Annotated in this window: 16 protein-coding genes; 4 read left to right on the forward strand and 12 right to left on the reverse strand. The window is 73.3% G+C overall.

What is annotated here, in order from left to right; genetic code table 11:
- Window positions 1–270: 270 nt before the first annotated feature.
- Window positions 271–480 carry a hypothetical protein gene (locus OG711_RS11390; protein WP_073793305.1) on the reverse strand — a complete coding sequence of 70 codons (210 nt, stop codon included), beginning with the start codon at window positions 478–480 and terminating at the stop codon, window positions 271–273.
- Between the two features lie 384 nt (window positions 481–864).
- The gene (locus OG711_RS11395; RefSeq protein ID WP_073793304.1) at window positions 865–1,146 is read right to left on the reverse strand and encodes an acylphosphatase; all 282 of its coding nucleotides are present in this window, start codon (window positions 1,144–1,146) and stop codon (window positions 865–867) included.
- A 136-nt stretch (window positions 1,147–1,282) separates the two neighbouring features.
- Between OG711_RS11395 and OG711_RS11400 the strand changes: the two genes are divergently transcribed.
- On the forward strand, window positions 1,283–2,965 hold the full coding sequence (locus tag OG711_RS11400) for a CAP domain-containing protein (protein WP_329559190.1): 1,683 nt from the start codon (window positions 1,283–1,285) through the stop codon (window positions 2,963–2,965).
- A gap of 146 nt (window positions 2,966–3,111) precedes the next feature.
- Here OG711_RS11400 and mutM read toward each other — a convergent pair whose 3' ends face one another.
- From mutM to recG, 8 genes are all read right to left on the reverse strand, one after another.
- Complete coding sequence (gene mutM / locus OG711_RS11405) at window positions 3,112–3,972, reverse strand: bifunctional DNA-formamidopyrimidine glycosylase/DNA-(apurinic or apyrimidinic site) lyase (RefSeq protein ID WP_073793303.1); 861 nt, start codon at window positions 3,970–3,972, stop codon at window positions 3,112–3,114.
- 98 nt (window positions 3,973–4,070) lie between these two features.
- Window positions 4,071–4,937 carry a ribonuclease III gene (gene rnc, locus OG711_RS11410; RefSeq protein ID WP_399504443.1) on the reverse strand — a complete coding sequence of 289 codons (867 nt, stop codon included), beginning with the start codon at window positions 4,935–4,937 and terminating at the stop codon, window positions 4,071–4,073.
- A gap of 7 nt (window positions 4,938–4,944) precedes the next feature.
- Window positions 4,945–5,118, reverse strand: a complete 174-nt coding sequence (gene rpmF, locus OG711_RS11415) for a 50S ribosomal protein L32 (protein ID WP_033321093.1) — start codon at window positions 5,116–5,118, stop codon at window positions 4,945–4,947.
- Window positions 5,119–5,120: 2 nt separating this feature from the next.
- Window positions 5,121–5,774: a YceD family protein gene (locus OG711_RS11420; RefSeq protein ID WP_073793301.1), complete on the reverse strand. Its 654-nt coding sequence runs from the start codon at window positions 5,772–5,774 to the stop codon at window positions 5,121–5,123.
- 220 nt (window positions 5,775–5,994) lie between these two features.
- On the reverse strand, window positions 5,995–7,116 hold the full coding sequence (locus OG711_RS11425; RefSeq protein ID WP_329559191.1) for a cell division initiation protein: 1,122 nt from the start codon (window positions 7,114–7,116) through the stop codon (window positions 5,995–5,997).
- A gap of 109 nt (window positions 7,117–7,225) precedes the next feature.
- Window positions 7,226–7,720, reverse strand: a complete 495-nt coding sequence (gene coaD, locus OG711_RS11430; protein ID WP_178391155.1) for a pantetheine-phosphate adenylyltransferase — start codon at window positions 7,718–7,720, stop codon at window positions 7,226–7,228.
- Between the two features lie 26 nt (window positions 7,721–7,746).
- A complete protein-coding gene (rsmD, locus tag OG711_RS11435) occupies window positions 7,747–8,349 on the reverse strand; it encodes a 16S rRNA (guanine(966)-N(2))-methyltransferase RsmD (protein ID WP_266507782.1) in 603 nt (200 codons plus the stop codon).
- 685 nt (window positions 8,350–9,034) lie between these two features.
- Window positions 9,035–11,281, reverse strand: a complete 2,247-nt coding sequence (gene recG / locus OG711_RS11440) for an ATP-dependent DNA helicase RecG (protein ID WP_073793297.1) — start codon at window positions 11,279–11,281, stop codon at window positions 9,035–9,037.
- Between the two features lie 314 nt (window positions 11,282–11,595).
- Here recG and OG711_RS11445 point away from each other — a divergent pair, with 314 nt between their 5' ends.
- Window positions 11,596–13,569: an HSP90 family protein gene (locus OG711_RS11445; RefSeq protein WP_329559192.1), complete on the forward strand. Its 1,974-nt coding sequence runs from the start codon at window positions 11,596–11,598 to the stop codon at window positions 13,567–13,569.
- Window positions 13,566–16,682, forward strand: a complete 3,117-nt coding sequence (locus OG711_RS11450) for a tetratricopeptide repeat protein (RefSeq protein WP_329559193.1) — start codon at window positions 13,566–13,568, stop codon at window positions 16,680–16,682. Before OG711_RS11445 ends, OG711_RS11450 begins: the two co-directional genes overlap by 4 nt.
- A gap of 749 nt (window positions 16,683–17,431) precedes the next feature.
- Here the strand turns inward: OG711_RS11450 and OG711_RS11455 are convergent.
- On the reverse strand, window positions 17,432–19,186 hold the full coding sequence (locus tag OG711_RS11455; protein ID WP_329559194.1) for a DAK2 domain-containing protein: 1,755 nt from the start codon (window positions 19,184–19,186) through the stop codon (window positions 17,432–17,434).
- A 237-nt stretch (window positions 19,187–19,423) separates the two neighbouring features.
- On the opposite strand from OG711_RS11455, the gene rpmB reads away from it, so the two are divergent.
- Window positions 19,424–19,609, forward strand: coding sequence for a 50S ribosomal protein L28 (rpmB, locus tag OG711_RS11460; protein WP_073793294.1), 186 nt, complete (start codon window positions 19,424–19,426; stop codon window positions 19,607–19,609).
- 176 nt (window positions 19,610–19,785) lie between these two features.
- Here the strand turns inward: rpmB and thiD are convergent, their stop codons facing one another.
- Window positions 19,786–20,604: a bifunctional hydroxymethylpyrimidine kinase/phosphomethylpyrimidine kinase gene (gene thiD, locus OG711_RS11465; RefSeq protein ID WP_073793293.1), complete on the reverse strand. Its 819-nt coding sequence runs from the start codon at window positions 20,602–20,604 to the stop codon at window positions 19,786–19,788.
- Window positions 20,605–20,614 lie beyond the last annotated feature (10 nt).

The raw sequence follows: 20,614 nt of genomic DNA on the forward strand, positions 1-20,614 counted from the left end.
ATCGGGGACCGTTATGTCTCCTTGCGTGAACCCCCGGTTTCGTCGATCAATGCGGAGGGCACATCAGACGGTAAGGAGAGGGGGTGCCACGGAAAAGGACCCTCCGGCGGGACGGTACGGCCCGGGTGCTTCCGGAGCGCGCGGCTGTCGGCCCCGCCCAGGAGCCGCTGATGACAGAAGGGACGCCGAAGCGTCCCTTGCGGATCGGGCGAGCGGTTGACGGTTGACAGGGCAGCCCGACCACGTCGGACAGGGGTCCGGCGGAAGTGGTCAGGTGAGCGCAGGCTCCGCGTGGGGTACGTCGATGCTGTGCAGAAGCGAGTCGCCGTCGTGAGAAGCGGCAGCCGCGAGCGCGTCGTTCTCGGCCTGAATCCGTACGAGCTCGGACTCAAGATCCTGGACGCGCTGCTGGAGCCGTCGCATCTCGGCGAGGAGTCGCGGGTCGGAACCGCCGACGTAACCGAGAAGCGCCTTTGCCATGATGGATGGTCCTCCACAATGAGTGACCGACCGAAGCGGTGTGGGTCGTGAGGGAATCGCACCCGCGGTGCTTGGCACTCTTGAGTTGTCGCTGCCGTTCTTACATGCCAAACAGGTAAGGTGCGCGGGGCTTCCAGAGTCTCACCAAAAAGTTTGACGGTCAACACGATCACGCCCCGGGCGGCGGGCGGCCCGGGGGCTCTCGGCCGGGAGATGTCCGGCCGGGCACCGACGGCGGGGCCCTGAGGGCGTGTCGATCATCCTTCTCCGCGCGAGCCTTCCACGGCACGGCTTTCTTGGCAACCACCAGGAACTTTCCCTCCTCCGGGAGGGCTCGGGAGCACTCCCGGAGGGCCCTCCACAGCGCTGTCGGCCCGGTTCCGTTCAGCGGATCGCGAAGCCGTCGTAACCGGCGCGCGGAGTGCCCCATATCTCGGTGACTCCGTCCACACGCCCCGGCGTGTCGCCGTTCCTCAGCCATTCCAGCAGCGCCGAACAGACGTGCCGTTCACCCTCCGCTACGACCTGTACGCGCCCGTCGTCCAAATTGAGAGCAAAACCACTCAGCCCGCCGAGCTCCAGCGCCTTGGCCCGCGTGTACCAGCGGAAACCCACTCCCTGTACCCGACCGCGTACCCACGCGGTGAGGCGCACCTCTTCATCCATGCCCGCACGTTAACGGGCCAAATGCCCTGGACACACTTCCGCCCCGAACGGCATGGGGTAGCGTCGCGACGCGATGGGCCTCACCCGTATGGGTGAGCCCATTGACCGTATGGGACGAGGAAGGCCAGGTCAGGACATGGGACGCCACCGACGCTCCGACGCCGGACGTGCTTCCGGTACTGATGGTTCGGCGCGCGAGGGATCCGCCGCGGTTCCCGGCGGCCCGGCCGCCGAACCACCGACAGCCGCGTATCTGCGGGCCGACGCCCCGGGGCCGGACCCGGTGACCGGGCCGGACACCGACGCGTACCCGGGAACCACCGGGCGCCGGGCGGGCGGCGACTGGACCACTGGCCCCGAGGCCGCCGGGCCCGCCGCCCAGGACGGTCACTCCGCGTACACGGCTCCGGTGGAGCCCGGCACGACGGCCCGCCCCTCCATACCCGGCGCCCCCGGGCACCCCTCCCCCGCAGCGACCCACGCGGAACGCTACGAGCAGCGGTACGCACACGGCGACCACGACCACTCCGGTCCCGCTGCCCCCTCCGCCCCCGGCGGCACCTTCGGGTACGACGCTTCTCCTCTGTACGACGGGACCACCACCTCCCACGAGACGGCAACCCACCGTTACGACGAGACATACGGCGGCGGCTCCGCGTACGGCCGCGGCCTCGGCGGCTACGGCACGGGGGCGGCAGCCGCGCATCCCGTGGGTCCGGGCGGTCCGGGCGGTCCGGGAGCGGGCGGTCGGAGCGCGGCCGACGGCTTCCCCGATCTGACGGCGCCGGGCGCGTTCCCGCAGGCCGCTCCCGAGCACAGCCCCTCGGACCCCGCGGAACTGGCCGCCGTCTTCGACAAGAACGACGCCGCCACGACCGCGACGATGGCGGTGCTTCCGGCCGACACCGGGACCGCGGGTACCGGCCGGAAGAGGTTCCGGCCGGGCGGCGGACGGCCCAAGGGGCGCAAGCGGTCCCGCAGGGTTCCGGTACCGGTACGCACCGGACTGCTCGGGGTCTCGGCGGCCGTCGCGATGGGCGCGGTCGCCGTGGCGGCGGGGGTGCTGCCCGGGAACGACACCTATTCGATCGGCGGCGGGTCCTCCGACAAGGTCCAGGCGGGCGGCGGTCCCACCGCCACGGAGAGCCGGGGTCCCACGGGCACGGCGCCCGCCCCGGCCCCGCCCGAGCGGCCGGGAGGCGGGGCCGGAACCGGTAAGGGCTCCGCCGGGCCCGCGTCGCCGTCACCCTCCGCGACACCGTCACGGCCGGCCACGAAGCCGGTGGCGCCGCCCGCCGCGAAGCCCATTCCGTCGCGGACCGAGCCCACCCGGTCCACACCTACGGCACCCGAGCGGACCACGACCCCCAGCGCCTCGCCGTCCAAGGCCGCGCCGTCGACCCCCGCCGCCCCGCCCCCGGCGCCCTCCGCCCCGTCGGCGCAGGGGTCACCCGAGACGCAGGTCGTCACCCTGGTCAACCAGGAGCGGGCGAAGGTCGGGTGTTCCCCCGTCAGCGCGGACGCCGGACTGGCGCGGCTCGCCGAGGCGTTCAGCCAGGACATGGCGGCCCGGGGATTCTTCGACCACACCGATCCCGATGGTGACAGTCCGTGGGATCGCGCGGAGGCCGCGGGGATCGACGATCTCGGCGGGGAGAACATCGCGCGCGGGCAGGCGGACGCGGCGGCGGTCATGGCCGCGTGGATGGACAGCCCCGGCCACCGGGCCAACATCCTGAACTGTGAGTTCACGACACTGGGTGTCGGAGCGCACTTCGGGTCCGGGGGCCCCTGGTGGACCCAGAACTTCGGGTTCTGACGGGCCTTTGGCGAGCCGGGGTCTTCCGGTGGCCGGATGCTGCCTGGCCCGGTCGCCCTTCGGGTGCGGGGCGGTTCTCGTCCTCGCGCGGTTCCCCGCGCCCCTGTCGGGGCGTCGGCGTCCGTGGTCGGTAACGGGCCGGCGGGCTAGGCCCGTGGGGGGCGTTGGCAGTGGGGGCAGTAGTAGCTGGAGCGGTTCATCCAGGCGCGGCGGGCCATGGGCGTACCGCAGCGGTGGCAGGGCAGTCCCTCCCGTCCGTACGCGTCGAGGGACCGGTCGAAGTAGCCGGACTCGCCGTTCACATTGACGTACAGGCTGTCGAAGCTGGTGCCGCCGACGGCGAGTGCCGCGTTCATCACGTCCCGGACATGGCCGAGGAGCTCGGTGGTGCGGGGGCGGGTGAGTGTCGCGGTGGGGCGGTCGTAGTGCAGCCGGCTGCGCCACAGCGCCTCGTCGGCGTAGATGTTGCCCACTCCGCTGATCAGGGACTGGTCGAGCAGCGCCCGTTTGACCGTCGTCCGGCGGCGGCGCAGCGCGGCGTGGAACGCGTCGTCGTCGAAGAGCGGGTCGAGGGGGTCGCGGGCGATGTGCGCGATGACGTCCGGGAGGCCGTCCGGGGTGGTCTCGTGCAGGCTCAGACCGCCGAAGGTGCGCTGGTCGACGAAGCGGAGTTCCGTGCCGGTGGTGTCGGCGAACCGGACCCGGACCCGCAGATGCTTCTCGTCGGGCGTGGTGGCGGGCTGGACGAGCAGCTGCCCGCTCATCCCCAGATGCGCGAGGATCGCGACCCCGTGGTCGGCGCCCTCCAGCGGCAGCCAAAGATACTTGCCCCGGCGCTGCGGGGCACCGATCCGCTCACCGGCCAGCCGGGCGGCGAAGTCCTCGGGTCCGGCGAGATGACGCCGTACCGCGCGCGGGTGCCGGACCTCGGCCTCGGCGACGGTGCGGTGGGCGACCCAGCGGTCGAGCCCCCTGCGTACGACCTCGACCTCGGGCAGCTCGGGCATCGGTGTCCTCCGGGTCGGGCGCGGGGGCGGATCGGGGGGAGAGACGTGAGGAGCGCCCGCCCCGTCGGGGGTGGGCGCTCCTCACGGAACTGCTTCGCTCAGGCGTTCGAGGGGGTGTCGGCGTTCCCCTCGGCCAGGGCTTCCTGCTCGTCGGCTTGCTGCTCGCCGGCTTCCTGCTCGTCGGCTTCCGGTTCGGCCTCGGCGGCGGCTGCCCGCCGGTCCGCGTCCGCCCGGATCGCCCGCCAGGCCGACTCGGCGGCCTGCTGCTCCGCTTCCTTCTTGCTGCGGCCGGTACCGGTGCCGTACGAGACACCACCGACGCGGGCAGCAGCGGTGAAGGTCTTCTCGTGGTCGGGCCCGGTCTCCGTGACCAGGTACTCCGGGACCCCGAGGCCCTCGGTCGCGGTGAGTTCCTGGAGGCTGGTCTTCCAGTCCAGTCCGGCACCGAGATTCGAGGACTTCTCGATCAGCGGGTCGAAGAGCCGGTGGACAAGCTCCGCCGCCGCTTCGAGACCCTGGTCGAGATAGACGGCACCGATCACCGCTTCGAGCGTGTCGGCGAGGATCGAGGCCTTGTCACGGCCACCGGTCCCCTCCTCACCCCGCCCGAGCCGGATGAAGGCACCGAGGTCGAGTCCACGGCCCACCTCCGCCAGCGCACGCGAATTGACCACCGCGGCCCGCAGCTTGGCGAGCTGCCCTTCGGGCAGATCGGGATGGCTGCGGTACAGGGTGTCCGTGACGACGAGGCCGAGCACGGAGTCCCCGAGGAACTCCAGCCGCTCGTTCGTCGGCAGACCGCCGTTCTCGTACGCGTACGAGCGGTGGGTCAGCGCACGCACGAGAAGGGCGGACTCCAGCTGATAGCCGAGCCGCCCTTCCAGAAGCGTGTGGGACGAAGCCGTCGAGCCACCCCCGTGCAGACCGGGGTCACTCTTCTTGGCGTCTGGCATCGTGCCCCTCACCAGCCGCTCAGACCTCGAGGACCTGGCGCTTGTTGTACGTGCCGCAAGCGGGGCACGCGATGTGCTGCAGCTTGGGCTCGTGGCAGCGCTCGCACGCAACCAGGTTGGGGACCGCAGCCTTCCACTGCGACCGGCGGTGGCGCGTGTTGCTGCGCGACATCTTCCGCTTCGGAACAGCCACGGCTACTTCTCCTGCTTCTCGTCGACGCCCGCTTCGGCGCCGCTCATGTCGTCCTTCTCGCCGTCCTGGATGGAATCAGCGAGTCCTTGCAGTGCCGCCCAACGGATGTCGACGGCGTCGTGGCGGTGGTCCGGGTTGTCCGCCAGCCGTACTCCGCATTCGGAGCACAGTCCCTGGCAGTCGTCCTGGCACACCGGCTGCATGGGCAGCGTGAGCACCACCGCGTCGCGCAGCACTGATTCGAGGTCGAACATTCCGTCCTCGATGAAGAGCCTGTCCTCGTCGTTCTCGGTGTCGTCGCCCGGTTCCGTGATCGCACGGCCCCGCTCATCGCCATCGGGGTACGAGAACATCTCCTGGAAGTCCGCTTGGAGCTCAAGCTCCAGCGACTCCAGACACCTTACGCACTCCCCTTCGGCCGTCGCATGGGCGGTGCCTGTGACAAGCACCCCTTCCATGACCGACTCAAGGCGTATCTCCAGCCTGACCGGGGCGCCCGCGGGCACTCCGATCACACCGGGGATACCGAAGACGGCGTCCCCGGAGGGCGCGTCGATCGTGCGGGTCAGCCGCTGGAGCGCACCAGGACGCCGACCCAGCTCGTGCGTATCGAACACGAGGGGATCGCGGTGGTCGAGGCGGGCTTTCAGGGCCATTCCTGCTTTCGATCATTCGGAGCGGCTGCCGTAGCCCATGGCAATGGGGTCCGGCGAGCTGCGAAGGGAGCGGTCGTACGCATGCAGCACACGACCGAAGAGCCAGGATACTGGACCTTTCGCTCTCCTCCCAATCGGCCCCATGCCTCCCCGTCCGGGAGGCCGGGAGCCGGGCCGCGCGCGGGCGGCGCCCCGGGCCGCGAGGGCCCGGACCGCCGCCCTACGGCCGGTCCTGCTCGTACTGGCGCAGCTGCTCCGGCGTGATCATGGTCGTGTCGAAGAGGCTGGTCTCGTCCAGTGTCGTGGGCTGCGGGGCGGCCTGCTGGCCGGGCACCTCGTAGCCGCCGTGCGCCGGGGCCGCCCCCTCGTACGTCTGCGGTACGGGCTGCTGCTGCGCGTAGCCGTAGGGGTCCTGGTCCTGGTAGCCGTACGTGTGCTGCTGCTGGCCGTAGACCTGCTGGTATCCGTACGGGTCCTGCTGCTGCGCGTAGCCGTACTGCTCCTGCTCCGCGTACGCGGGCGCGGGCGCCTGGGCCGGGATGGCGGGCGCCGGGACGGCCGGAGGCGCGGGCGGGGGCCCCGGCGGGGCCGCGCGGCGGCCCCGGGAGGGTGCCGCGGCGGCCTGCTCGGAGAGCGCGGCGAGGTCCGCGAGGTAGTCGGCGTCACTGGTGGGGCGCGGGGAGTCCGCTCCCTCGCCGAGCGAGCCGAGCTCGTCCTCGACGACCCTGCCGTGCAGCTTCTGCCGTCCCCGGCCGACCGCGTCCAGGGTCTTGGCGAGGACGGCCTCGAAGGCCCTGAGCTTGACGTCGACGTACTCGTCGGCACGGCGGCGCAGGGTCTCGGGGTCGTGGCTGCGCTCGGGGGCCTCGGCGTAGTCGGGGTCCTGGTGGTCGCCGGGAGCGGCGCCGAGGAGCTTGTCGCGGCCCCGGCCGACCGAGCCGAGGGTCTTGGTCAGGACGACCTCGAAGTTCGCGAGCTTGGAGTCGACGTAGTCGTCGGCCTCGGCGCGGATCTCGACGGCCTCCTCGCGGGCCTCGGTGAGGATGCGCTCGGCCTCGTCCTGGGAGCGGCGGGCGACCTCGGTGTCCGCGATCAGGGAGCCGCGCTCCTGGTGGGCGGCGCTGATGATCCGACCGGCCTCCTCACGGGCGCGGGCGACCACTTCCTCCTGGCCGCCGATCAGCTCACGCGCCTGGGCGAGCGAGCCGGGCAGCGCCTCGCGCACCTCTTCCAGCAGCGCGAGCAGTTCGGCCCGGTTGACCACGCACGAGGCGGACATGGGCATGGAGCGGGCGCTGCCGACCGTCGTGACGATCTCGTCGAGCTTCTTCTGCACGTCCACCGTGTGCTCGCCACTCCCTGTGCCTTGATGTGAGACGGACCAGGCGACTGTAAGGGCAGAGGGCACCGGCCCGACACCTGGTGACGGACCATCAGCAAGGGGGCAGGGCTCAGTCCCCGGCCTTCCCGCGCTCGCGCAGCCGGTCCCCCAGCTCGCCGAGGACGGTCGGCGGAACCAGGTGGGAGACATCGCCGCCCCAGGCGGCGACCTCCTTGACCAGCGACGACGACAGGAAGCTGTAGGTGGGGTTCGTGGGGACGAAGAGGGTCTCCACCCCCGAGAGGCCGATGTTCATCTGGGCCATCTGGAGCTCGTAGTCGAAATCGCTGACGGCCCGCAGCCCCTTGACGATCGCGGGGATGTCGCGCTGCTTGCAGAAGTCGACCAGGAGGCCGTGGAAGGACTCCACGACGACGTTGCCGTACTCGGCGGTGACCTCGCGGATCAGCTCGATCCGCTCCTCGATCGTGAACAGTCCCTTCTTGGACTGGTTGATCATCACCGCGACATAGATCTCGTCGTACAGCTTGGAGGCACGGGCGATGATGTCGAGATGGCCATTGGTGATGGGGTCGAATGACCCCGGACAGACGGCGCGGCGCAACTCAGTTCCCTCGCTCTCCGGTCCGGTCATGGGGCGTTTTCGCACGTGGGCGCGGTGTCGCTGATGGCGGCGGCGCGACCGTACCAAAGGGTCCCTTCGCCGTAGCGGCGGGACCGGACGGCCTCGAAACCCTCCGGCCAGGGGAACGTGCCTCCCCTGGTACCGCGTTCCACGGTGACGAGCGCGTCGCCTGTGAGCCAGCCCTGGGCACGGAGTGTGAGCAGGATCTCGCCAAGATCGCCGTCCGGGACGGCGTAGGGCGGGTCGAGGAACACCACGTCGTAGGGCTCCTGGGGGGCCGGTCCGGCGACGGCCTGCTCGGCCTTCCCGGGCCGTACCTCGGCGCCCGGCAGCCCCAGTACGCGGACGTTCTCCTTGATCACGCGGACGGCGCGGGGGTCCGCCTCGACGAGCAGCGCGTGGGCCGCGCCGCGGGACAGCGCCTCCAGCGCGACGGCGCCGGAGCCCGCGTACAGGTCCGCCACCCGGATGCCGTGCAGCGTGCCGAGCAGGGACTCCCAGGTCGAGAAGAGTCCTTCACGCGCGCGGTCGGAGGTGGGGCGGGTACCGGTCCCCGGGGGGACGGCCAGCCGTCGTCCTCCGGCGGCTCCGGCGATCACGCGGGTCATAGGTGCGTCTTGCCCTTCGGCAGCGGTCGGTCACGGTCACGCCCACGATATGGCGTCCCCCGGGCCCCGGCAGCTCGCCTTCGCTTGCGCTTGCGAGGATTGCGGTGCGGGTCGCCTTCGCTCGCGCCCCCGGGTTTCTTGTGCTGGGCCCACTTCGTCCCTGCACGGGTCGCTCGTGGGGTGCGCGGTTCCCCGCGCCCCTGGGTCGCGCCCCTTGCGGTAGCCGCTCGGCTGCGGATGGTCCTTGGTTGCTCGCGCGGTTCCCCGCGCACCTTCGGGGGCGCCCCTTGCGGTTCCCGTTCGGGTGCGGGTGGTCCATGGTTGCTCGCGCAGTTCCCCGCGCCCCTTCGGGGGCGCCCCTTGCGGTAGCCGCTCGGCTGCGGATGGTCCTTGGTTGCTCGCGCAGTTCCCCGCGCACCTTCGGGGGCGCCCCTTGCGGTTCCCGTTCGGGTGCGGGTGGTCCATGGTTGCTCGCGCGGTTCCCCGCGCCCTTTCGGGGGCGCCCACCTGGGGCTGTTCTCGGTCTGCGGGAGGGGGTGGGTGGGACGGAGGATCCCGACCTGCACCGACCCGAAGAACCGGCCGGACGCGTCCCGAAGGGGCGCGGGGAACTGCGCACCCACGGACGGCCCGCGCGGGAAGCACGTACGCCCAGCACAAGAAACCCAGGGCGTGAGCGAAAGGATCACCCCTTCTCCAGGTACCGCTCCCGCTCCGGGTCGACCAGCGCGTCCAGCGCGACCCGCAACCCCGGCAGGCTGCCGAGCTCAGGATCGGCGGCGACCAGCGCGGTCGCCTCCTCGCGGGCCTCGGCGATGATCTCCTCGTCGTCCACGACGGTGAGCACCCGCAGCGACGAGCGCACCCCGGACTGCGCCTGCCCGAGGACATCGCCCTCGCGCCGCTGCTCCAGGTCGATCCGGGACAGCTCGAAGCCGTCGAGCGTGGAGGCCACCGCGTCGAGCCGCCCGCGCGCGGGGCTCCCCTCGGGCATCTCGCTGACGAGGAGACACAGACCCGGCGCGGAGCCACGGCCCACCCGGCCCCGGAGCTGATGGAGCTGGGAGACCCCGAAGCGGTCGGCGTCCATGATCACCATCGCGGTGGCGTTGGGCACGTTCACCCCGACCTCGATCACGGTGGTGGCGACCAGCACATCCGTGTCGCCCGCGGCGAACCGCCGCATCACCGCGTCCTTGTCGTCGGGCGGCATCCGCCCGTGCAGCACCTCGATCCGCAGCCCGCGCAGGGCACCCGCGGCGAGCTCCGCCGCGATGTCGAGGACGGCGAGCGGCGGACGCTTGTCGGCGGTGGCCTCGGCCTCCTCCTTGGCCGCGGCCTTGGCACGGGCCTTCGCGTCGGCGGGGTCGGGCTCCTCGTCCCCGATCCGGGGGCACACCACGTACGCCTGGTGGCCCTTGCCGACCTCCTCGCGGACGCGTTCCCAGGCGCGGGCCAGGAAGTGCGGCTTGTCGGCGGCGGGGACGACATGGCTGGCGATCGGGGAGCGGCCGGCCGGGAGCTGGTCGAGGACGGAGGTCTCCAGATCGCCGAAGACGGTCATCGCGACCGTACGCGGGATGGGAGTGGCCGTCATCACCAGCAGATGCGGGGTGCGGCGGATGCCCTCCTCGCCCTGGCTGGGGCCCTTGCCGCGCAGGGCGTCGCGCTGCTCGACACCGAAGCGGTGCTGTTCGTCGACGACGACGAGGCCCAGGTCGTGGAACTGGACCTTGTCCTCGATCAGCGCGTGCGTCCCGATGACGATGCCCGCCTCGCCCGTGACCAGGTCCAGCAGGGCCTGGCGGCGGGCCGCGACGCCCATGGAGCCGGTGAGCAGGGTGACCTTGGTGCCGTGATCGGCGCCGCCGAGCATGCCGCCCTCGGCCAGCCCGCCCATCATCTCGGTGATGGAGCGGTGGTGCTGCTGGGCGAGGACCTCGGTGGGCGCGAGCATCGCGGCCTGGCCGCCCGCGTCGACGACGGCGAGCATGGCGCGCAGCGCGACCATGGTCTTGCCGGAGCCGACCTCGCCCTGGAGCAGCCGGTGCATGGGGTGCTCGGTGGCGAGGTCGTCGAAGATCTCGGCGCTGACCTTGCGCTGGCCGTCGGTGAGGGTGAAGGGCAGCCGGTCGTCGAACGCGGCGAGGATGCCGTCGGCGGCGGGGCGGCGGGGGGTGGCGGGCAGCAGGGTGTCGCTGAAGCGGCGGCGGGCCAGGGCGACCTGGAGGACGAACGCCTCGTCCCACTTGAGGCGGGCCCGCGCGTCCTCGACGTCGCGTTTGGTGTGCGGGCGGTGGATCTTCAGCAGGGCCTCGGGCAGCGGGACGAGGGCGCGGCCCTCGCGCAGCGCGGGCGGCAGCGGGTCCACCGCGTCGGTGACGGACGGCAGGACCGCGTCGACCGCCTTGGCGATCTTCCAGGACTCCAGCTTCGCGGTGGCCGGGTAGATCGGGATGAGGGCTCCGGCCCAGGAGTCGACGGCGTCGCCCCCGGTGTCGTCCGGGGAGCGGCGCAGCAGTTCGTAGGCGGGGTGGGCGAGCTGGAGCTTGCGGTTGAACAGGGAGACCTTGCCGGCGAACATCGCGCGGGTGCCCGGCACGAGGTCCTTGTGGGGCTTGTGGACGCCGCGGCCGAAGAAGACGAGCTGGAGCCGGCCGCTGCCGTCGGTGATGACGACTTCGAGGCGCTGGCCGCTGCCGCCGTTGAACTTGAGGACGCGGGCGGTCTCCACCTGGGCGACGACCGTGACGTGTTCGTCCAGGGGGAGGTCGGCGAGGCGGGTCAGCTCGCCCCGCTCGGCGTACCGCCGCGGGTAGTGGTGGAGGAGGTCGCCTACGGTGTGCAGGTCGAGGGACTCGGCCATCACCTTCGCGGTGGCGGGGCCGAGCACCTTCTTGAGCGGTTCTTCGAGCACGGGCACGGCATCCATTGCACACCACGGCACTGACATCGTCGTAGATCCCCGCGATTTCGGGGGGAAAGTCGCTGGTCAGCCGGTTCGGCCGGATGAGTTCGCCGACCGTGGGGCGCGGGTGGGACGGCTGGGTCCGCGAAGCGGTCGGGGGGCGGTCCCGGCCGGTGGGACCCGGTCCGTTCCGGCGGGCGGGGGACCGGACTTGCGTGCGGCGGACACCGGTGTGAGGACAGGGCCTAGGATGACCTGGCCCCAGCCCGCTCGCGGTCACCGGTTCGCGGGACCGCCCGACCCGCGCCGTCGTCCTTCCCCCCACCGGCGCAGCGACGATGGACTCTCAGACACCTCAGCCGCCCCATGTGCCCCAGGACAACCGGGCACCCCAGCCGACCCAGACCCCGCGGGCGGACCCCCCGCCCGGGGCGGACCAGCCGTTGCCGACGGCCGGGAGACCGCATTCGTTCCAGGTCGATCTCCGGGGGCTGGTGGATCTGCTCTCGCAGCATCTGTACTCCAGCCCCAAGGTGTATCTGCGCGAGTTGCTCCAGAACGCGGTGGACGCCGTCACGGCCCGCCGCGCCGAACAGCCGGACGCGCCCGCGCGGGTGCGGCTCACCGTGACCCCGGCGAGCGGGACGGCCGGGGCGACGCTGTGCGTGGAGGACTCCGGGATCGGGCTGACCGAGGACGACGTCCACTCGCTGCTGGCGACGATCGGGCGCAGCTCCAAGCGGTCCGGCGCCGGGATGCCGGGCGGGGCCGATCCCGTCGCGGCCCTCGGGCTGGAGTCGGCGCGTTCGCAGTTCCTGGGCCAGTTCGGCATCGGTCTGCTGGCCTGCTTCGTGGTCGCCGAGCGCATCCGGGTGGTGAGCCGTTCGGCGCGGACCCCCGGGGCGCCGCCCGTCGAGTGGACGGCCCGCGACGACGGTTCGTACACCGTGCGTGTGCTGCCGGACGAGGCCCGGCCCAAACCGGGCACCACGGTCCGTCTGGAGGCACGGGCGGGCGCGGGCGAATGGCTCGACGAGGAGCGGGTGCTGGCCCTGGCCCGTGACTTCGGCGCGCTCCTGCCGTACGACGTGCGGGTGGGCGACGTACCGGTGACGGAGCTCCCGGCGCCCTGGGACCGCCCGTACCCGAGCCCCGCCGCGCGGCGGGTGGCGCTGGCCCGGCACTGTCACGAGGTGTTCGGCTTCAGCCCGCTGGACGCGATCGACCTGGACGTACCGCTGGCCGGGGTGCGGGGGGTCGCGTACGTGCTGCCGCAGGCCCTGAGCCCGGCGCAGCGGGCGGGGCACCGGGTGCACCTCAAGGGCATGCTGCTGACCGAGCGCGCCGAACAGCTGCTGCCCGACTGGGCGTTCTTCGTGCGCTGCGTCCTCGACACGGACAGTCTGCGCCCCACCGCGTCCCGTGAGGCGCTGTACGAGGACGAGACCCTGGCGGCCGTCCGGGAGGCGCTCGGGGAGCGGGTCCGGGGCTGGCTGACCGGGCTGGCGGCCGGGGACCCGGAGCGGCTGGCCGCGTTCGTCTCGGTGCACCATCTGGGCGTCAAGTCGCTGGCGCGGCACGACCGGGACATGCTGCGCACGATGCTGCCGTGGCTGCCGTTCGAGACGACCGACGGACGGCTGTCGCTGGACGAGTTCGCGCGGCGCCACCCGGTGGTGCACTTCACCCGGACGGTGGAGGAGTTCCGCCAGGTCTCCCCCATCGCGTCCGCGCAGGGCGTCGGGGTGGTCAACGGCGGCTACACGTACGACGCGGAGCTGCTGGAGGCGCTGCCGTCGGTGCGGCCCGGGACCGTGGTGGCGGAGCTCGACGCCGACACGGTGACCGCGCATCTGGACTCCGTCGACCCGGCGGAGGAGCTGGCGCTGGGCGCCTTCCTCGCCGCCGCGCGCGCGAGGCTCGATCCGCTGGGCTGCGATGTGGCGCTGCGCGCGTTCCACCCGGTGTCCGTGCCCGCGCTGCACCTGGACGACCGGCAGGCGCGGCACGAGCAGGCCCGCGCGGACGCCGCGGACCAGGCCGACGACCTGTGGGCGGGCATCCTCGGCTCGCTGCGGGGCAGCGCCCCGCGCGCGCGGCTGGTGCTCAACCACCACAATCCGCTGATCCGCAGGATCAGCGGGCTGCGGGACCCGGAACTGATCGGGACGGCGACGGAGTCGCTGTACGGGCAGGCCCTGCTGATGGCGCAGCGCCCGTTGCGGCCCGCCGACTCGGCGCTGCTGAACCGGGCGTTCATGGGGCTGCTGGAGTGGGCCACGCACACCGGTCCCGGGGAGGACGGACGATGACCGACGCGAACGCTCCCGCCATGGATCTCGGCGCGCTGCGTGCCGCGATCGCCGAGAACGACGGCCGGCCGGAGGGACCCGCGCGCAACGCGCGCGCGGAGGCCCTGGTCGTGGCGGCGGAGGGGCTGGGTGTCCCGCTCGCGGTGATCGAGGCGCTGGGGCATCAGTTGCAGGTGTACTGCTACAGCTCCGAGAAGGACAAGATGTTCGTGCCCTTCGCGCGGCTGCTGCGCATGTGGGACGAGGGTCCGCAGGACTTCGACGAGTACGAGACGCACTCCCTGCACTGGGCGTTCAAGTGGATGTCCGCGGGGATGCTGGACCAGCCGCACATCCCGCTGGCGTCGATCGAGAAGTGGCTCGCCGAGATGGAGCACCGGTACCGGGTCGCCGGTTTCTCGGAGCGGGCGGTGCGTTCCAGCGAGCACAGTGTGGCCCTGCACATCGGTGACCTGGAGCGGGCGGAACGCGCGCATCGCGCGTGGCGGGCCGCCGACCGGGACCGGATGAGCGACTGCCACGCGTGCGAACTGCACGACCAGGCGTGGTTCGAGGCGCATCGGCGGCACGACGAGCAGGCACTGGAGCTGTGGCGTCCGGTGCTGGAGGGCGAGTACACCTGCGCCCATGAGCCGCACGCGTCGCTGGCGTCGAGCCTGTTGCCGCTGGTGCGGGTGGCGCGGCTGGACGAGGCGCGGGCCCATCATCTGCGGGGGCTGCGGCTGGTGCGCGAGATGGAGAGCATGCGCGGGGCGTACGCGCAGCACGTGGAGTTCTGCGCGCTGACCGGGAACGAGGCGCGGGCGCTCGAACTGCTGGCCGACCGTCCGGCGTACTTCACCGACGACGGGCAGCCCCGGAGCCGGATGAACTACCTGGCGGTGACGGCCCTGCTCACCGAGCGGCTGATCGAACTCGGGCTGGGCGAGCGGCCCGTCCCCGGGCCCGCCGGGCGGTCGTGGACGGCCCGGGAACTCGCCGAGCACGCGCGCGGGGAGGCCGTCGCGATCGGTGCGCGGTTCGACGAGCGCAACGGCAGCGGCCATGTGGGCGCGGAGCTGCGCGCGCGGATGGCCCAGCGGCCGCTCGTGGAGCGGCTGCCGCTGGGGGTACGGGCGCCCCGGCTGCCGAAGGTGTCCACGCGGCAGCCGGTGCGAGCTCCCGTGGACGAGCCGTCCGGCGGCGGTCTCGACGCGCTTCTCGCGGAGGCCCGGCGGCTCACCGAGGCGCGGCATCCGGGTGCCGGGGCGGCGTGGGCGGCGGCGCTGGGCGCGGCGGACGAGGCGGGTGTCCCGCTGACCGTCCGGGACCGCGCGGAGATCGCCGACCACGAGGCCATGGCGGGCGCGGACGCGGCGCTGTTCGAGCGCGCGGCCGGGCTGTACGAGGAGGCGGGCGATCCCGACGAGGCGGTGGAGGCACGCGCGCGGGGCGCCTATGTGCGGGCGATGCGGGACGGCGCCACCGGGGCCGGGGCACTGAGCGCGCTCACGGAAGCGACCGGGCGGGCCGTCGCCCGGTACGAGGAGTCCGGCGAGGGCGCGCGGCACGCGGCGTCGATGCTGCTGTACCACGCGCGGGTGCTGATGCTGGCGCTGTACGAGGCCCCCGCGGAGCAGCCGGAGCGCACGGAGCCCGGCGGGCCCACGGAGGCGGTGGGCCCGGAGGCGGGCGACGGTACGGGGAACGAGGTCTCGCGGACGGCCGAGGCGGCCGTACTACGGCTGCTGGCGCTCACCGAGCGGCACCCCGACGACCCCCGGTTGGTCTCCCGCCGGGCGGCGGCGCACGCCATGCTCGCCGAGCTGGCCGCGTTCGGCGGTGACACCGAGGGCTCCATGGCGGGCTTCACGCGCGCGTGGCAGGGCTATGTCGCGGCGGGCACCCCCTGGTTCGCGGCGGAGCCCGCGTCACGGCTGGCGACCCTGGCACGCCATCTGGAGGACCTGGACACCGCCACCCGCGCGGCACGCGCCGCGCTGGAGCACGGCGGGGCGTTCCTGTCGCCGTCCCACCACGCCCAGCTGCACAGTCAGCTGGCCGACGGCCTCGCCCGCCAGGGAGAGGTCGTCGAGGCGAGCGCGCACGCGCTGGAGGCGGCGCACTGGGCCGACGAGGCCGACGAGGGACCCGTCATGGGCGCGTGGGCACGGCATCAGCTGGGCGGGCTGCTGATCCAGCGCGAACGGTACGCGGAGGCGGCCGAGGTGCTGGAGGCCGCGCTGCCGGATCTGACCCAGGAGGCCCATGGGGACGGCACGCTCGTGCAGACCCGGTGGTGGCTGGGCGACTGTCTGCGGGAGCTGGGCAACCACCGGGGCGCCGCCGAGCACTGGCTGGTGGCCGCCGACCTCGCCCGTGCCTGGCCCGAGCAGCGCGACCACGCGATGCTCGCGCACATGGCCGCCGAGTCGCTGGGCCACGCGGGGCTCCCCGCCGAGGCGGACCAGGCGTACGAGCGGGCCGGTGAGCTGTGGCGGGAGCTGGGCAATCCGTACGGGTTCGTGCGCTCGCTGCGGGCCCGCGCGTGGCTGATGGTCGACGAGGACGCGGGGCATCTCGCGCAGGCCGGGGCGGCCGAGGCACGGGAGCTGATGGAGGCCGCCGTCCTGGAGTGCGTGGCCGCCCTGTCGGCCGCCGACAGGGCGACTGCCGCGCAGGGCGACGGGGACGACGAGGGTGCCGGCGCCGGCGCCCGGGAGCGGCTGGTGTCGGAACTCGCGCAGACCCGGCGGCAGTTCGCCGAGCTGCTGCTGCGCGGGCACGGCGGCGGGACGGACGAGGACCCCGCCGTCCGCGCGGTGTTCGAGGAGGCGCTCGGGCACATGGACCTCGCGGTCGACGCGTACACCTCGCTGGGGCCCGCCGCGCGGGACGGCGCGATGTCCGCGACGGTCGCCGCCGGGTGGCTGCTCGGGCGGCTGGGGCGCCGTGCGGAGGCGGAGGGCCGCGCGCGGTCGGTGCTGGCGTCGTCCGAGGGGTCCTCGGACGACGGGGCGGTCGGGCGGGCCGCCGCCGCTGTCGCCGCGGAGGAGTTGCTGGCGCATCTGGCCCAGGGGGTCGGGCCCAGGGGGCGGGTCGGCGGTAGCGGGGCGTCTTCGCTTGCGCCGTGAGGGCTTCGGCGGTCAGCACGGGTTCCCGTGCGGGGTGCTCGTGGGGTGCGCCGCTTGCTGTGTCCGCTCGGGTGCGGGTCGCCTGTGGTTGCTCGCGCAGTTCCCCGCGCCCCTACGGTCGCGCCCCTTGCTGAGTCCGCTCGGGTGCGGGTTGCCTGTGGTTGCTCGCGCTGTTCCTCGCGCCCCTGCGGTCTCGGCCCCTGGGCGTACTCGTTCCTGTGTGGGTACTTACGGGGGTGCGCAGTTCCTCGCGCCCCTGCGGTCGCGCCCCCTGCCGTGCCCGCTCGGGTGCGGGTCGTCCGTGGTTGCTCGCGCAGTTCCTCGCGCCCCTTTGGGTCGCGGCCCCTGGGCGTACTCGTTCCTGTGCCGTCGCTCGGTGGGTGCGCAGTTCCCCGCGCCCCTGCAGTCGCGCCCCTTGCCGTGCCCGCTCGGGTGCGGGTTGCCCGTGGTTGCTCGCGCAGTTCCTCGCGCCCCTTTGGGTCGCGGCCCCTGGGCGTACTCGTTCCTGTGCGGGTACTACGGGGGTGCGCAGTTCCTCGCGCCCCTGCGGTCGCGCCGCTTGCCGTGCCCTTTCGGGTGCGGGTTGCCTGTGGTTGCTCGCGCAGTTCCTCGCGCCCCTGCGGTCTCGGCCCCTGGGCGTACTCGTTCCTGTGTGGGTACTTACGGGGGTGCGCAGTTCCTCGCGCCCCTGCGGTCGCGCCGCATGCTGTGTCCGTTCGGGTGCGGCAGACCCGTCACGCCAGGGTGGGTTACTCGACGCCTACCAGGAGGAGGGCCGCGTGGCGGCCGCCTCGGTAGACCACCGTGTCGACCGCCAGGTGGGCGTCCCTGACGTGGCGTTCCAGGAGGTCGGCGACGCGGTCGGGGACCTCGTCGCCCAGGACGAGGGTGACCATCTCGCCGCCCGCCGCGAGCATCCGGTCGAGGACGGTCACCGCCGTCTCCACGAGGGTGTCCGTGGCGTCCGGGCCGGGGGTCGCCCCGATCACCGCCACGTCGCCGTCGATCAGCCCGAGCACGTCCCCGGCCTGGCAGATGCCCGCGGTGGTCCAGGACTGCCGCTCGGCGACGGCCAGTTCGGCGTACCGGGTCGCGCCGGCGGCCGAGGTCATCGACACCACGTCCTCGTCGAAGCGGCGGCCCGGCTCGTGGACGGCGAGCGCGGCGATGCCCTGGACCGCTGACCGGGTGGGGATCAGCGCGACCCGTACCCCCTCGGTGCGGGCCTGTTCGGCCGCCGCCGCCGCGGTGTGCCGCAGTTCGGCGTCGTTCGGCAGCAGGACCACCTCACGCGCGTGCGCGCGGCGGATCGCCTGCACCAGTTCCCCGCTGGCGGGCGGCTCTCCGGGGCGGGCGAGGACCGTGGTGGCCCCGGCCTCGCCGTACAGTCCCGCGAGGCCCTCGCCGGGGACGACGGCCACGATCGCGCGCTGCGCCGGTTCCCGTACGGGACGGGCGTCGGCCCCGCGCGCGGTGTGCGCGTCCCCGGCGCCGAAGTGGGTGATCCGGATGCGGTACGGGCGGCCCGCCTCGACCCCGGCCTCCACGGCGGCACCCGCGTCGTCGACGTGTACATGGACGTTCCAGAGCCCGTCGCCGCCGACGACCACCAGGGAGTCCCCGAGCCCGTCGAGCCGGGCCCGCAGCCGCTCGACGGCCGGGTCGGTGGCCTCCAGCAGATAGATCACCTCGTACGCGGGTCCGCCCACCCCGTCCTCGCACTCCTCTACCGATCCGACCGGCGCCATCTGCTCGGCCGACCCGACCGGTCCAGGCGACCCGGCCGCGCCGGACGGGCCCGGGAGCGCCGGAGCGGGCCGCTCCCCCGTGCACGCCTCCACCAGTGCCCCCAGGACGGCCACCAGGCCCCGTCCACCGGCGTCCACGACCCCGGCCCGCCCCAGGACGGCCAGCTGGCGTGGGGTGGCCTCCAGCGCCGTCCTGGCGCTTCGGTACGCGGCGCGTACGACGGACCGGCAGTCGTCGGCGGCTCCGGCCGCCCCGTCCGCCGCCGCCGTCGCCACCGTCAGGACCGTGCCCTCGACGGGATGCGCGACCGCCTCGTACGCCGACTCCGCGGCCCGCCGCAGCGCGCGTCGCAGCGCGCGGGCGTCCCCGGCCGCCCGCGCCGGGCCCACCGGTTCGTCGGCGGTGTCCCGCGCGTCCTCCGCCGCGAGCACCTCGGCCATCCCGCGCAGGAGCTGCGCGAGGATCGTGCCGGAGTTGCCGCGTGCCCCGATGAGCGCGCCGTGGGCCATCGCGCGGGCGGCCTGCGCCGCCGACGGCAGCTCCGGCTCGTGCCCGGCGAACGCGGCCTCCACGGCCTGCGCCGCGGATTCCACCGTCAGATAGAGATTGGTCCCCGTGTCACCGTCCGCGACCGGGTAGACATTGATCGCGTCGATCTCCTCACGGGCCCTGCCCAGCGCGTCGAGGGACAGCGCGCACCAGGCGCGCACCAGGGCGGCGTCGAGGATCTGCGGCACCTGTCGCTCCTTCGGCATCCGGACTGCGACGCAGCGTAGACCCCGGGCGGGGTCCCCCCGGAAGAGGGCCCGCGACCAGGGGCGGGGCGGGAGTCCGGGGGCGCTCGTGGTAGTTTCGTTGCACCGGGGCAGCCGTAGTATGCTGCTTCGGTTGCCCGATCCGCATCGGGCCTTTCCCCTGGCAGCGCCACCCGATCATTGATCCCGGCATGCCGGGATCAACCGTAAGCGCATCTGAAGTCTTTGGAGTGACCCGTGGCTGCCAACTGCGACGTCTGTGGCAAGGGGCCGAGCTTCGGCAACAGCATCTCCCACTCGCACCGCCGTACGTCCCGTCGCTGGAACCCGAACATCCAGCGCGTGCGTGCCGTGGTCGGTCGGACGCCGAAGCGGCTCAACGTCTGCACCTCGTGCATCAAGGCCGGCAAGGTCTCGCGCTGACGTAAAGCTAGCGCGGCCACCTTCTGGTCGCTGCGAAACCGGTCCACCCTCGGGTGGGCCGGTTTTTGCGCGTGCCCATACGCGCGGCCCCCACACGCGGCTCCTACGCGTGGGGGGTGTCCCCGGCCCTCGGGGGCACCCCCCACGCGCGTATGCCGTACGACGGGTCGTTGCGGTCAGGCGTTCCTGAGGCGCCAGCCGTGGTCCACCGGCCCTATCCCGCCGCCCAGGGCGAACCCGGCGCCGATCGCGCCGGTCACGTACTCCTTGGCCGCGGCGACCGCCTGGGGCACCCGGTCGCCGTGGGCGAGCCGGGCGGCGATCGCGCTGGCGAGGGTGCAGCCCGTGCCATGGGTGTGCCGGTTGTCCAGCCGGGGTGCCCGGAACCAGTGCTCGGCGGCCCCGTCCGTGAGCAGGTCGACCGCGTCCCCGGCGAGATGCCCGCCCTTGACGAGTGCCCAGCGCGGCCCGAACCGCAGGATCGCCTCGGCTGCCCGGCGCATCCCGTCCTCGGACCGCACCTCGATCCCGGTGAGCTGCGCCACCTCGTCCAGATTGGGGGTGGCGACGGTCGCCGTCGGCAGCAGCTCCAGCCGGACGGCGTCCAGCGCGGAGGACGCGAGCAGCGGATCGCCGTGCTTGGACACCCCCACCGGGTCGACCACCACGGGCGCGTCGGTCGCGGCGAGCAGCCCCGCGACCGTCTCGACGAGTTCGGCGGTGGCCAGCATCCCGGTCTTCACCGCCTGGACGCCGATGTCGTCCACGACACTGCGGTACTGGGCGCGCACGGCCGCCACCGGCAGCTCCCAGGCTCCCTGGACGCCCAGGGAGTTCTGCGCGGTCACGGCGGTCAGGACGCTCATCCCGTGCGTACCGAGGGCCAGCATGGTCTTGAGGTCGGCCTGGATGCCGGCCCCGCCCCCGGAGTCGGACCCGGCGACGGTGAGCACGCGCGGCAGCGCCGGGCGGACGGGTATGGGCGGCAGGGTCATGGCGGTCGTC

The sequence above is a fragment of the Streptomyces uncialis genome (assembly GCF_036250755.1).
GTDB classification, from domain to species: Bacteria; Actinomycetota; Actinomycetes; order Streptomycetales; family Streptomycetaceae; genus Streptomyces; species Streptomyces uncialis.